Source organism: Enterobacter sp. RIT637 (assembly GCF_019718755.1).
In the GTDB taxonomy this organism is placed as follows: Bacteria; Pseudomonadota; Gammaproteobacteria; order Enterobacterales; family Enterobacteriaceae; genus Enterobacter.
This window is the reverse complement of record NZ_JAIHAZ010000017.1, coordinates 63380-76982: the sequence shown is the minus strand read 5'-3', so window position 1 is coordinate 76982 and position 13603 is coordinate 63380. Positions and strand designations below refer to the sequence as shown.

The window sequence follows — 13603 nt, the reverse complement described above, 5'->3', positions numbered from 1 at the left end:
ACAGAAATTTTTTAATATTGCTGGCAACTCCACTTCACGCGGACGGTTTACTCTCCGGTTCATCCTGAGGATCCCCGGTGTGCTTGCCCTCTTCCGTTCCCTGCCAGCCGTGACGCTGGGTAAGCGACAGGTGATTACGATCCTCGTTAATAATTTCCGTCAGCATCGCGCTGGTGCGTTTAAACACGGCTGCACGATCTGAAGCCGCGCTGCTCGCCATCTCCACCATCTCCTCGACCATCCCGGTGTTAAAGCGGCGGAACAGATCGGCACGCTCGCGCGCCTCATACGCCCCCAGCCCCAGGCTTTCCAGCGCCATTCGTCCCGATTTAAGCGCACCTTCGAAGGTTTCGCGCTCCGGCGCGACGACGCCAGCCTGACGCAGCTGGATGTAGTGATCCACATCGCGCGCGCGGGAGATAATCGTCAGGTCAGGGAAATGCTCTTTGACCAGCTCAACCAGCTGCAGACTGGTTTGCGGATCGTCGATGGCGTTGATCAGCACCTCGGCTTTCGCAGCCCCAGCTGACTCCAGCAAATCGACGCGGGTAGCATCACCATAGAACACTTTCATATCGAATTTACGCAGGGTTTCTACGTGGTCAGGATCGTGATCGAGAATGACCATTTTAACGCCGCTGGAGAGCAGTAAACGGCCGGTGATCTGCCCGAAGCGCCCGAACCCGGCGATGATCACCCGGGGCTGTTCTTCGTCAATCTCATCGGCTTCACGCTCCTGCTCGCTGTCCGATTTTTCCAGACGCGTCAGCAGCACCAGCAGGATCGGCGTTGCCGCCATCGATAATGCCACGGCAAGCGTTAACGCTTTGGCCCACTCGGGATCGAGCACCTTCGCCATCTGCGCTGCACCAAACACCACAAATGCGAATTCACTCCCCTGCCCCAGCAGCGCGGCAAACCAGCGACGTTGTTTACCTGGCACCTTCAGCGGGCGTGCAACCAGCCACAGTATCGCCATTTTAATGACCAGGAAACCCACCAGCAGGATAACAATCCGCAGCGGATGCGTGACCAGCGTGCCGAAGTCGACGGACATCCCGACGCCGATGAAAAACAGCCCCAGCAGCAAGCCTTTAAACGGCTCGATATCGCTTTCCAGCGCGTGGCGGTATTCGGAGCTTGCCAGCAGAACGCCTGCCAGGAAGGCGCCCATCGCCATCGACAGCCCGGCCTCTTCCAGCAGCAGACCGAAGCCAAACACCAGGAATAACGCCACGGCGCTGAACACTTCGCGCAGGCCCGAGCGCGCAACAAAGCGCAGCAGTGGACGGGTGACGTATCGGCCAAGCAGGACCACCAGCGTCAGCGCACCGACGACTTTCAGCGCTGAGAGTGCAAATGCGCCGAGCGTCGTTGATGCTCCGCTGGCGGCCAGCAGCGGGATCATCGCCACCAGCGGGATGGCGGCAATATCCTGGAACAGCAGCACAGAGAACGCGCTGCGGCCCATCTGCGAGACCGTCAGGTTACGCTCATTCATCGCCTGCATAGCAATAGCCGTCGAGGAGAGCGCCAGCGTCATGCCGATCAGCCCCGCAACTTTCCAGTCCATCCCCAGCAGGATGCAGAATCCGCCCAGCAGCAGGCCACACGCCACCATCTGTAGCGCGCCGCCGCCAAACACGGAAGCACGCAATTTCCATAAGCGCCGAGGATCCAGCTCCAGACCAATCACAAACAGCATCAGCACCACGCCAATTTCAGCGAAATGCAGTATCGCTTCGGCATCGGTGACCAGACGAAGGCCCCAGGGTCCAATCACGCACCCGGCAATCAGATAGCCGAGCACTGACCCCAGCCCCAGTCGAACCGCCACAGGGACAATCAGTGCCGCCGCGCCGAGATAAATCAGTGCCTGTATCAGCGTATGGCTATCCATTGTGCGTCTCCTGCCACTCAAGTAAACGTTGTTTGTAGTGGCGAGCCTGGGCCTGCAAGGTTTCATCGTCGCAAATAAAGGTACAGTGCATCGCAAAAGGAGGCAGCCAGTTCAAACCACAGTAGAGCGCGGTCGCCTGTAGCGGCTGCGCCAGCACGTCAAAGCCGGGGAATGAGCCGATATCAAAGTGGCTTTCACCGCCGCCGGTCGTCACGGCCCACATCAGGCTTTTCCCCTTCAGCGCATGACCGTTATGACCATATGCCCAACCGTGCGAGAAGACTTTATCGATCCACAGCTTCAACAGCGGAGGCGTGCTGTACCACTGCATCGGATGCTGCCAGATAATCAGATCGGCACGAGAAAGCGCCTCCTGTTCGGCGGCGATATCGATATTAAAATCGGGATAAAGTTGATAGAGGGAACGTATCTCTACGTTATCAAGCGTCCTTACCTGCTCAAGCATCCGCTTATTCGCATGCGAGTGCTGCGGATAGGGATGGGCATAAATTATCAGAATCATTGATTAGCCTGTTGTTACTGCTTTCTTTTAACAAAAGAGTGTAGTCAGTAATTCAACAGGCTAATAGTGAATATTATTGACGGGCTTACGTCAGAATTCTGAATTAGTTATCCAGTTCGCCCATGGATTTAACCTGATCACGGTTAATCTGCTCAGTCTGACCGGTTTCGGCGTTTTTATACGACACCAGACCGGTATCGTCATCTACCTGCGGTTTTCCGTCAGTGACAATGGTGCGGCCATCGGTAGTTTTAACTGCCTGATTAGACGAACACCCCGCAACGGTAAACATTGCAGTGGCGGCCAGAACGGAAGCGATCAGTAGTTTATTTTGCATGGTGTTTTCCCCTGCGCTCAGTGTAATTTCGTTATCGACTTAACCATTTTAGGCTAACTGACTGAATGCGGATGGAAAACCAGAAGGTTCTGAAGATGGGAGAATGCCCGGCAGCGGTGCGCCGCCGGGCATGCGAGCTTACTTGTTAATCTGCGCGTGCATTTCCTGCACTGAAATCACCTTCTCGGTGGCATCCGCATTCAGCGCCATGGCCGTTGCGAAACCGCCGTTCAGGGTGGTGTCGTAGTGCACTTTGTACTGCAGCGCACTGCGGCGAATCAGCTTGGAGTCTTCAATCGCCTGGCGGCCTGCGGTGGTGTTGATGATGTAGGTGTATTCGCCATTCTTGATACGATCCTGAATGTGCGGACGACCTTCATGCACCTTGTTCACCAGACGCGGGTTGATACCGGCTTCGCCCAGCACAATCGCCGTACCGTGGGTTGCGTCCAGCTCGAAGCCCTGTTTCAGCAGCTTGGCGGCCAGGTCAACCACGCGCTCTTTGTCGCCTTCACGAACGGAGAGCAGCGCACGGCCTGATTTTCTCATGGTGGAGCTACTGCCCAGCTGCGCCTTCGCGAACGCTTCTGCGAAGGTGCGGCCCACGCCCATCACTTCCCCGGTAGAGCGCATTTCTGGCCCTAACAGCGGGTCAACGCCCGGGAATTTGTTGAACGGCAGCACCACTTCTTTCACCGAGTAGTACGGTGGAATGATCTCTTTGGTTACGCCCTGCTGCGCCAGCGTCTGACCCGCCATCACGCGCGCCGCCACTTTCGCCAGCGGTACGCCGGTAGCTTTGGAGACGAACGGTACGGTACGCGCCGCACGCGGGTTGACTTCAATCAGGTAGACTTCGTTGTCTTTCACCGCGAACTGGACGTTCATCAGACCGCGAACCTGCAGCTCGAAGGCCAGCTTCTGCACCTGCTGGCGCATCACGTCCTGAATCTCCTGGCTCAGGGTATACGCTGGCAGAGAACAGGCAGAGTCACCGGAGTGTACGCCCGCCTGCTCGATGTGCTCCATGATGCCGCCAATCAGCACCATTTCGCCGTCGCAGATGGCGTCAACGTCCACTTCCACCGCGTCGTCGAGGAAGCGGTCGAGCAGCACTGGCGCATCGTTCGACACGCTCACCGCGGTCTGGAAGTAGCGGCGCAGGTCGGCTTCGTCATAAACGATTTCCATCGCACGGCCGCCCAGCACGTAGGAAGGACGCACCACCAGCGGGTAGCCAATCTCTTTCGCCTTCTCAACGGCCATTTCGATGGCGGTGACGGTGGCGTTCGCAGGCTGTTTCAGCTTCAGACGGTCAACCGCCTGCTGGAAACGCTCGCGGTCTTCCGCACGGTCAATCGCGTCCGGGCTGGTGCCGATAACCGGCACGCCTGCTGCTTCCAGCGCGCGCGCCAGCTTCAGCGGGGTCTGGCCACCGTACTGCACGATAACGCCTTTTGGCTTCTCGATGCGCACGATTTCCAGCACGTCTTCCAGCGTCACCGGCTCGAAGTAGAGGCGGTCAGAGGTGTCGTAGTCGGTCGATACGGTTTCCGGGTTACAGTTGACCATGATGGTCTCGTAACCGTCTTCACGCAGCGCCAGTGAGGCGTGTACGCAGCAGTAGTCGAACTCGATGCCCTGGCCGATACGGTTTGGACCGCCGCCCAGCACCATAATCTTGTCGCGGTCGACGGACGGGTTCGCTTCGCACTCGTCTTCATATGTGGAGTACATGTAGGCGGTGTCGGTCGAGAATTCAGCCGCACAGGTGTCCACGCGCTTGTAGACCGGGTGCAGGTCGTACTGGTCGCGCAGCTTGCGGATTTCCGCTTCACGCACGCCCGCCAGCTTAGCCAGACGCGCATCGGCGAAGCCTTTACGCTTCAGCACGCGGAGGAAATCAGCGTCCAGGCCGGTGATGCCCAGCTCCGCCACCTGCTCTTCCAGACGCACCAGCTCTTCAATCTGCACCAGGAACCAGCGGTCGATGTTGGTCAGGTTGAACACGCCGTCGACGGACAGGCCCGCACGGAAGGCATCGGCGATGTACCAGATACGCTCTGCGCCCGCGTCTTTCAGCTCGCGACGAATTTTCGTCAGCGCTTCCGGGTCGTCCAGGCTCACTTTCGGGTCGAAGCCGGTTGCGCCCACTTCGAGGCCGCGCAGCGCTTTCTGCAGGGATTCCTGCTGCGTGCGGCCAATCGCCATCACTTCACCGACAGATTTCATCTGGGTGGTCAGACGGTCGTTCGCGCCTGCGAATTTCTCGAAGTTGAAGCGTGGAATTTTGGTGACAACGTAGTCGATGGACGGCTCGAAGGACGCAGGCGTGCGGCCACCGGTGATGTCGTTCATCAGCTCATCGAGGGTGTAACCCACCGCCAGTTTTGCCGCCACTTTCGCAATCGGGAAGCCGGTCGCTTTAGAGGCCAGCGCGGAGGAACGTGACACGCGCGGGTTCATTTCGATAACAATCAGACGGCCGGTTTTCGGGTTAACGGAGAACTGCACGTTAGAACCGCCGGTTTCCACGCCGATTTCACGCAGTACCGCCATCGAGGCGTTACGCATGATTTGATACTCTTTGTCGGTCAGGGTCTGGGCTGGCGCAACGGTGATGGAGTCGCCGGTGTGGATACCCATCGCATCGAAGTTTTCGATAGAGCAGACGATGATGCAGTTGTCGTTTTTATCACGCACCACTTCCATCTCGTACTCTTTCCAGCCAATCAGCGATTCATCAATCAGCAGCTCTTTGGTTGGAGAGAGATCCAGACCGCGTTCGCAAATCTCTTCGAACTCTTCACGGTTGTAGGCGATACCGCCGCCGGTGCCGCCCATGGTGAACGATGGACGGATGATGCACGGATAGCCCACGTCAGCCGCGACGGCCAGCGCTTCTTCCATATTGTGTGCGATACCGGAACGCGCGGTGTCGAGGCCGATTTTCTTCATCGCCACGTCGAAGCGGCGACGGTCTTCTGCTTTATCAATCGCGTCGGCGGTCGCGCCAATCATGGTCACGCCGAACTCGGCCAGCACGCCCTGACGCTCCAGCTCCAGCGCACAGTTCAGCGCCGTCTGGCCGCCCATGGTTGGCAGCACCGCGTCCGGACGCTCTTTCTCGATGATTTTACGCACCACTTCCCAGTGAATCGGCTCGATGTAGGTTGCATCAGCCATTTCCGGGTCGGTCATGATGGTTGCCGGGTTAGAGTTTACCAGGATTACGCGGTAACCCTCTTCACGCAGGGCTTTACACGCCTGCGCGCCGGAGTAGTCGAATTCGCAGGCCTGGCCGATGACGATCGGGCCAGCGCCAAGGATCAGGATGCTTTTTATGTCTGTACGTTTTGGCATTGTCTTCTCGGCTCCTGATTATTTAGCGGTCTTACGGTATTGCTCGATAAGTTCGATGAAGTGATCGAACAGCGGCGCGGCGTCGTGTGGGCCCGGGCTGGCTTCAGGGTGGCCCTGGAAGCTGAACGCTGGCTTATCGGTACGATGGATGCCCTGCAGGGTGCCATCGAACAGTGATTTGTGCGTCACGCGCAGGTTAGCCGGCATTGAGGCTTCATCGACGGCAAAGCCGTGGTTCTGCGCGGTGATCATCACCGTGTTGTTATCGATGTCTTTCACCGGGTGGTTTCCACCGTGGTGGCCGAACTTCATCTTAACGGTGTTCGCACCGCTCGCCAGCGCCAGCAGCTGATGGCCGAGGCAGATGCCGAATACCGGGATGTCGGTTTCCAGGAAGGACTTGATGGCGGCGATGGCGTAATCGCACGGCGCCGGGTCACCAGGACCGTTGGACAGGAAAATACCGTCCGGATTCATCTTCAGCACGTCTTCGGCAGACGTTTGTGCCGGAACCACCGTCAGGCGGCAGCCGCGGTCAACCAGCATGCGCAGGATGTTGCGCTTGGCGCCGAAATCGTAGGCCACCACGTGGAACGGCAGCTCGCTCTCTTTTTTCGCTTCAGGCAGGTCGCCTTCCAGCGTCCAGCTACCCTGCGTCCAGCTGTAGGCTTCAGCAGTTGTCACTTCTTTCGCCAGGTCCATGCCGTTCAGGCCCGGGAAGGCTTTCGCTTTTTCCAGCGCCAGCGTCGCATCCAGGTTATCACCCGCGATGATGCAGCCGTTTTGTGCACCTTTCTCGCGCAGCAGACGCGTTAACTTACGGGTATCGATATCGGCAATCGCCACGATGTTATGGCGCTTCAGGTAAGAAGAGAGGTCTTCGGTATTGCGGAAGTTGCTGGCAATCAGCGGCAGGTCGCGGATGACCAGGCCTTGCGCATGTACCTGAGAAGACTCTTCGTCAGCCGCATTGGTGCCGACATTGCCGATATGAGGATAAGTAAGAGTAACGATTTGGCGAGAATAGGAAGGATCAGTGAGGATTTCTTGATAACCGGTCATTGAAGTATTGAAAACGACTTCCCCAACCGCCGAACCCGTTGCCCCTATGGCCCGACCGATAAACTGGGTTCCGTCTTCCAGAACCAATAGCGCTGACTTAATCAAAACACCCTCCAGAGAATATTCACTCACTTTATTTGCATATTAATTCACAACCACGTCATAAATCAATGCAAATGTGTTGCCAGCGGATTTTTGGCAAACGGCGGCATTCTGGGGATTTGGTGGGTAAAAGTCAACTCAAAACGGATATTTTGTTTATTCTTTTGCGAGCCTGGCGGCTGGAATGCGATTTAACGGGCAAAAATCTCAGGTAAATCATTCTGGAAAACGCTTGCGCGGTAAGTTTAATGGGATTTTAGGTCATGGGGCAATGAAAACTAGACCATATGGTCAAAATTTACAATTTCGCAACGCAAAACGGAGGGAATAAACGCCTTTTTAAGGCTTTAACAAAATAAATCTCACCAATAAGGAAAAATAAAAGGGCAATAAATTATTGCCCTATGCAATCAATAGATTACGACTGCAATAACCACATCACGATGGGTAATAATGCTTACAAATTGTTGAGATCGAGCACATCTCGCATATCAAAAAGACCATTACGCTTGCCTTTCAACCACAACGCGGAGCGCACTGCGCCATTTGCAAATGTCATTCGGCTGGAGGCCTTATGCGTAATCTCTACGCGCTCGCCAATATCGGCGAACATCGCGGTATGTTCGCCGACGATATCGCCTGCACGTACCGTTGCGAAGCCAATGGTTCCCGGAACGCGTTCCCCGGTATGACCTTCGCGAGAATAGACCGCGATGTCTTTTAAATCTTTATCCATTGCATAAGCAATCGCTTCGCCCATTGCCAGCGCCGTGCCTGATGGCGCGTCGACTTTATAGCGGTGATGCGCTTCGACAATTTCAATGTCGGTATAGTCGCCCATCACTTTCGCCGCCTTTTCCAGCAGCTTCAGCATTACGTTAACGCCTACGCTGAAGTTGGCAGCGAAGACGATCGCAATCGCGTTTGACGCCTCCTGAATGGCTTGCTTACCCGCGTCGTCAAAACCAGTGGTGCCAATCACCATTCCTTTACCGTTCTGACGGCAAAACGCCAGGTGATTCAATGTGCCTTCAGGGCGCGTGAAATCGATGAACACATCAAAGTCATCTTTTACCGCATCCAGGCTGCTCTGCACGGTTACGCCCGTGTGGCCTGCGCCCGCTAGCTCGCCCGCATCGGAGCCAAGTAGTGATGAACCTTCACGCTCCAGCGCCGCGCCAAGTGCCACACCATCCATCTGTAGCGCCGCCTGAATCAGCTGACGGCCCATACGTCCACCCGCGCCCGCAATAGCGACACGGATCTGTGCATCATGCATAGTTATTCTCTTACGTTAAAATGATGTAAACCGTTTTCAGATTAACCAGCCTTCGCTGAGGCTGCCAACTGAAAACACCGATAATTAGAATTTAACGTGAAACCGACTTAAATATCAGTAAAAGACATGATTTTGTGGTCACGATAAAGTAACGGGTAAAAAAAAGGCCAGCACAGGAGGTGCTGGCCTTTCATCAGAAGAGGGATTATTCCACTTCGCGGGCATCAATTCGCAGTTCTTTCGGGACTTCGAAAACGATGTTCTCTTCGCGCCCTTCCAGCGGAACCGCGTCACCACCGCCCAGCTCCTGCAGACGGGTAATCACGTTCTGCACCAGAATATCCGGCGCGGAAGCGCCTGCGGTAACGCCAACGCAGGCTGCATTTTTGACCCACGATTCCTGAATGTCCGTCGCATCGTCAATCAGAAACGCGGCCTTGCCCATCCGCTGCGCCAGTTCGGCCAGACGGTTGGAGTTAGACGAGTTTTTGGAGCCGACAACCAGCACCACATCCGCCTGTTCAGCCAGCGCGCGCACCGCTTCCTGACGGTTAGTGGTCGCGTAGCAGATATCATCCTTACGCGGCCCGACGATTTTCGGGAAGCGCTGACGCAGGGCGTCAATCACGTCTGAGGTGTCGTCCACGGAGAGCGTCGTCTGGGTCATAAACGACAGACGCGCTTCGTTTTTCACGTTCAGCTTAAGCACATCGTCCGGCGATTCGACCAGGTACATGCCCCCTTCAGGGTTGCTATACTGGCCCATGGTGCCTTCAACTTCCGGATGACCGGCGTGGCCGATCAGAATCGACTCTTCACCACGACGGCTGGCGCGCGCCACTTCCATATGCACTTTTGTCACCAGCGGACAGGTGGCATCGAAAACGGTCAGATCGCGACTTTTCGCCTCGTTACGCACCGCCTGAGAGACGCCGTGCGCGGAGAAGATCAGAATTGCACCGTCCGGCACTTCGCTTATCTGCTCGATGAAAATCGCCCCGCGCTCGCGCAGGCTGTCCACCACGTAGCGGTTATGCACCACTTCGTGACGTACGTAAATTGGCGCGCCGTAAATCTCCAGCGCGTTTTCAACAATGCTGATAGCGCGGTCTACACCGGCGCAGAAGCCGCGCGGGTTAGCCAACAGGATCTGCATTTCAGGCCTCCAGTGCAGGATCGATTTCCAGCACTTCAACATCAAAATGAACGGTACGCCCGGCAAGCGGATGGTTGAAGTCAACGGTAATAGAGTCGCCGTTGATTTCACGGATCACGCCAGGCATTTCGCTGCCGTCCATAGCGGTAAAGAGCATAATCGCCCCGATTTCCGGTTCACCCGCGTCCATGAACTCACGGCGCGAGAAATACTGGATCAGATCCGGGCTTGGCACGCCAAATGCCGCATCCGGCTCCAGCGAAAAGGCTTTTTTCTCACCCTCTTTCAGACCGAGCAGCTGCTGCTCAAGACCTTCAGACAGGGAGGTATCGCCAAGACGAAACAGGGCCGGTTTGCCGTTGTTGCGGGTGGATTCAGCCGTGGAGCCGTCATCCAGCTTCAGCGTGAAGTGAACGAGAACCGCGCTGTTGCTCTGTACGGATTTAGACATGCAAATTGCTCGCTTGTTTTGCCCGGTGGCGCTGCGCTTGCCGGGCCTACATTAACCGTAGGCCGGGTAAGCGCAGCGCCACCCGGCTGGTTTTTACGCCTGCTCTTTCGCGGCCGGTTTAGGCAAGAAGCCTTCCAGCACGATTAACGCCGCACCGATACAAATTGCCGTATCGGCCAGGTTAAAGGTCGCGAAGTGCCAGTCGCCGACGTAGAAGTCGATCATATCGACCACAAAGCCGTGCCACAGGCGGTCAAACAGGTTCCCCAGCGCGCCGCCAATGATCAGCGCGTAGGCAATGTTATTCAGCTTTTGCGTGGCCTTCGAGCGGTACATCAACACCGCCAGGATCACGCAGATACCGAGAGCGATACCCGCGAAGAACCAGCGCTGCCAGCCACCGCTGTCGGCAAGGAAACTGAACGCCGCGCCGTAGTTGCGGGCGTAGTGCAGGTTAAGCGACGGGAACAGCGGGACCGTATCCCCCAGAGCGAAATTCTGGAGGATCAGGAACTTGCTGCCCAGATCGATAATCAGCACCACCACAACCAGCCACAGCCAGCGCAGTCCTGTTGAACAGAGAGTTTTACTCATCAGGCAAACTTACGTTTTTCGCCGTCACCGGCGACGTTGCTTACACAGCGTCCGCAGATGTCTGCGTGTTCCGCCACCTGGCCAACATCGGTGGTGTAATGCCAGCAACGCGGGCATTTCTCACCGTCGGCTTTGCTCAGCGCGACTTTCAGGCCTTTGAGCAGCTCGCTCTGCTGAGCATCAGCAGAAGCATCGGCATAATCCTCAACTTTCGCACCAGAGGTCAACAGGACAAATCGTAATTCATCGCCCAGCGCCGTCAGTTTGGCCGCCAGCTCCGGTTCCGCGTACAGGGTCACTGCCGCTTCCAGAGAGCCACCGACTTTCTTGTCAGCACGTGCCTGCTCGATAACCTTGTTCACTTCGCCACGCACTTTCAGCAGCTCGTCCCAGAAGGCGTCGTTCATCGCCTCAGTGCTGGAGAGATCGAACAGACCTTCGTACCACTCGCCGGTGAAGACATACTTCTCACGGTCGCCCGGCAGGTAGCCCCAGATTTCATCCGCGGTGAAGGACATGATCGGCGCCATCCAGCGCACCAGCGCTTCTGCGATGTGGAACAGCGCGGTCTGGCAGCTACGACGCGCCACGCTGTCCGCTTTCGCGGTGTACTGGCGGTCTTTGATGATGTCGAGGTAGAACGAGCCCATTTCGATGGAGCAGAAACGCATCAGGCGCTGCACCACTTCGTGGAAGTCGTAAGACTCATAGGCTTTCAGGATATCGTCCTGCGCCGCTTTCGCGCAGCCTACCGCCCAGCGATCCAGCACCACCATCTCTTCCGGTTTCACCATGTCTTTTGCCGGATCGAACCCGTTCAGGTTCGCCAGCAGGAAGCGCGCGGTGTTACGGATACGACGATAGCTGTCGGCGGCACGCTTCAGGATCTCGTCAGACACCGCCATTTCGCCGGTGTAGTCAGTGGATGCCACCCACAGACGCAGAATGTCTGCGCCCAGCTTGTTCATCACATCCTGCGGAGAAACGGTGTTACCGATGGACTTGGACATCTTACGGCCCTGACCATCCACGGTGAAGCCGTGAGTCAGTACCTGACGGTAAGGCGCTTTACCCTTCATGGCGGTGGAGATCATCAGGGATGACATGAACCAGCCGCGGTGTTGGTCAGAGCCTTCCAGATACATATCGGCAGCGTGACCGGCAAACTCCGGACGCACGTCAACCACGGAGGAGTGGGTAGACCCGGAGTCGAACCACACGTCCAGGGTATCCGGCACTTTCTCGTAGCTGTCTGCGTCAGCACCCAGGATGTCGCGGGAGTCGAGATCCCACCACGCCTGAATACCGTCAACTTCGACGCGCTTCGCCACTTCTTCCATCAGTTCCAGGGTGTTCGGGTGCAGCTCCTGCGTCTCTTTATGTACGAACAGAGACATCGGCACACCCCAGGTACGCTGACGGGAGATACACCAGTCAGGACGGTTAGCGACCATGGATTCGATACGCGCCTGGCCCCAGTCAGGGATCCACTGTACGCCTTTGATCTCGGAAAGGGACTGCGCGCGCAGGCCTTTCTGATCCATGCTGACGAACCACTGCGGGGTCGCACGGAAGATGATCGGGGTCTTGTGACGCCAGCAGCACGGATAGCTGTGCTGCATTTTCTCAACGTGCAGCAGCGCGCCGCTGGTGCGCAGCATGTCGACGATAATGTCGTTCGCTTTGAAGACGTTGATACCGTCCAGCGCCGGGTAGGTGCCAGGCAGGTAAGATCCGTCCGGGCCAACCGGGTTAGCGATTTCCAGACCGTATTTCAGGCTGATGTTGTAGTCGTCAGGACCGTGGCCACCGGCGGTATGCACCGCACCAGTACCCGCTTCCAGCGTCACGTGATCGCCCAGGATCGCCGGAACGTCGAAGTCCAGGAACGGGTGCTTGAAGCGCATCAGCTCCAGCGCGTCACCTTTCACGGTGCCCAGCACGGTGTAGTCGGCGATGTGCGCGCGCTTCAGCACGCTCTCAACCAAATCTTTCGCCAGGATAACCGCCTGACCTTCAACCTGAACCAGCGCGTATTCAAACTCACCGGACAGGGAGATCGCGCGGTTGGCTGGCAGGGTCCACGGGGTAGTGGTCCAGATCACCAGAGAGATCGGGCCATTTACCGAGGAGACGCCAAATTTAGCCTTCACCGCATCCTGGTCGACGGCATGGAACGCCACGTCGATAGACGGAGAGGTTTTGTCGTAATACTCCACTTCCGCTTCTGCCAGCGCAGAGCGGCAGTCCACGCACCAGTGCACCGGCTTCGCGCCTTTGTGCAGGTGGCCGTTACCGATGATTTTACCCAGCGCACGGATGATGTTGGCTTCGGTTTTGAAGTCCATGGTCAGGTACGGGTGCGACCAGTCGCCCAGCACGCCCAGACGGATGAAGTCAGCGCGCTGACCGTCAACCTGCGTAGCGGCGTATTCGCGGCACTTCGCACGGAACTCGGCGGCGGTGAACTTCTCACCCGGCTTGCCAAACTCTTGCTCTACTTTCAGCTCGATAGGCAGACCGTGACAGTCCCAGCCCGGAACGTAAGGCGAGTCATATCCCGCGAGGCCTTTAGACTTCACGATAATGTCTTTCAGAATCTTGTTAACCGAGTGACCAATATGAATGCTGCCATTCGCATATGGAGGGCCATCATGCAGAATGAAGGATTTTTTGCCTTTTTTGGCTGCACGAATGATGCCGTACAGGTCATCATCGGTCCAACGCGCCAGCATTCCCGGTTCGCGCTTGGCGAGATCGCCGCGCATCGGGAACCCTGTTTCCGGCAAATTCAGGGTTGATTTATAGTCACTCATCAGATTCTCGGTTCCGTATT

At 56.8% G+C, this 13603-nt stretch carries 10 protein-coding genes; all 10 read right to left on the bottom strand.

Features of this window, described 5'->3' with window-relative positions; genetic code table 11:
- Positions 1 to 34: 34 nt before the first annotated feature.
- On the bottom strand, positions 35 to 1900 hold the full coding sequence (kefC, locus tag K5E19_RS19750) for a glutathione-regulated potassium-efflux system protein KefC (protein ID WP_221552690.1): 1866 nt from the start codon (positions 1898 to 1900) through the stop codon (positions 35 to 37).
- Positions 1893 to 2423: a glutathione-regulated potassium-efflux system oxidoreductase KefF gene (gene kefF / locus K5E19_RS19745; RefSeq protein ID WP_108417116.1), complete on the bottom strand. Its 531-nt coding sequence runs from the start codon at positions 2421 to 2423 to the stop codon at positions 1893 to 1895. The genes kefC and kefF overlap by 8 nt, the downstream gene beginning before the upstream one ends.
- Positions 2424 to 2526: 103 nt before the next feature.
- Complete coding sequence (locus K5E19_RS19740) at positions 2527 to 2760, bottom strand: YgdI/YgdR family lipoprotein (protein WP_010427047.1); 234 nt, start codon at positions 2758 to 2760, stop codon at positions 2527 to 2529.
- 138 nt (positions 2761 to 2898) lie between these two features.
- Entirely contained in the window at positions 2899 to 6123 is a 3225-nt protein-coding gene (carB, locus tag K5E19_RS19735; RefSeq protein ID WP_221552688.1) for a carbamoyl-phosphate synthase large subunit, read from the bottom strand.
- Between the two features lie 18 nt (positions 6124 to 6141).
- Positions 6142 to 7290, bottom strand: a complete 1149-nt coding sequence (gene carA, locus K5E19_RS19730; RefSeq protein WP_010427050.1) for a glutamine-hydrolyzing carbamoyl-phosphate synthase small subunit — start codon at positions 7288 to 7290, stop codon at positions 6142 to 6144.
- Positions 7291 to 7744: 454 nt separating this feature from the next.
- Positions 7745 to 8566 carry a 4-hydroxy-tetrahydrodipicolinate reductase gene (gene dapB, locus K5E19_RS19725; RefSeq protein WP_221552686.1) on the bottom strand — a complete coding sequence of 274 codons (822 nt, stop codon included), beginning with the start codon at positions 8564 to 8566 and terminating at the stop codon, positions 7745 to 7747.
- Positions 8567 to 8771: 205 nt separating this feature from the next.
- Positions 8772 to 9722, bottom strand: a complete 951-nt coding sequence (gene ispH, locus K5E19_RS19720; RefSeq protein ID WP_221552684.1) for a 4-hydroxy-3-methylbut-2-enyl diphosphate reductase — start codon at positions 9720 to 9722, stop codon at positions 8772 to 8774.
- Between the two features lies 1 nt (position 9723).
- Positions 9724 to 10173, bottom strand: a complete 450-nt coding sequence (gene fkpB, locus K5E19_RS19715; RefSeq protein WP_003856450.1) for an FKBP-type peptidyl-prolyl cis-trans isomerase — start codon at positions 10171 to 10173, stop codon at positions 9724 to 9726.
- A 93-nt stretch (positions 10174 to 10266) separates the two neighbouring features.
- Entirely contained in the window at positions 10267 to 10767 is a 501-nt protein-coding gene (lspA, locus tag K5E19_RS19710) for a signal peptidase II (RefSeq protein ID WP_048975056.1), read from the bottom strand.
- Entirely contained in the window at positions 10767 to 13583 is a 2817-nt protein-coding gene (ileS, locus tag K5E19_RS19705; protein WP_221552682.1) for an isoleucine--tRNA ligase, read from the bottom strand. The genes lspA and ileS overlap by 1 nt, the downstream gene beginning before the upstream one ends.
- Positions 13584 to 13603: the final 20 nt, after the last annotated feature.

Coding starts and splice junctions, on each gene's coding strand:
- kefF (WP_108417116.1), bottom strand. CDS start 2,423: ATGATTCTGATAATTTATGCCCATCCCTATCCGCAGCACTCGCATGCG.
- fkpB (WP_003856450.1), bottom strand. CDS start 10,173: ATGTCTAAATCCGTACAGAGCAACAGCGCGGTTCTCGTTCACTTCACG.
- ileS (WP_221552682.1), bottom strand. CDS start 13,583: ATGAGTGACTATAAATCAACCCTGAATTTGCCGGAAACAGGGTTCCCG.
- dapB (WP_221552686.1), bottom strand. CDS start 8,566: ATGCATGATGCACAGATCCGTGTCGCTATTGCGGGCGCGGGTGGACGT.
- lspA (WP_048975056.1), bottom strand. CDS start 10,767: ATGAGTAAAACTCTCTGTTCAACAGGACTGCGCTGGCTGTGGCTGGTT.
- carB (WP_221552688.1), bottom strand. CDS start 6,123: ATGCCAAAACGTACAGACATAAAAAGCATCCTGATCCTTGGCGCTGGC.
- ispH (WP_221552684.1), bottom strand. CDS start 9,722: ATGCAGATCCTGTTGGCTAACCCGCGCGGCTTCTGCGCCGGTGTAGAC.
- kefC (WP_221552690.1), bottom strand. CDS start 1,900: ATGGATAGCCATACGCTGATACAGGCACTGATTTATCTCGGCGCGGCG.
- K5E19_RS19740 (WP_010427047.1), bottom strand. CDS start 2,760: ATGCAAAATAAACTACTGATCGCTTCCGTTCTGGCCGCCACTGCAATG.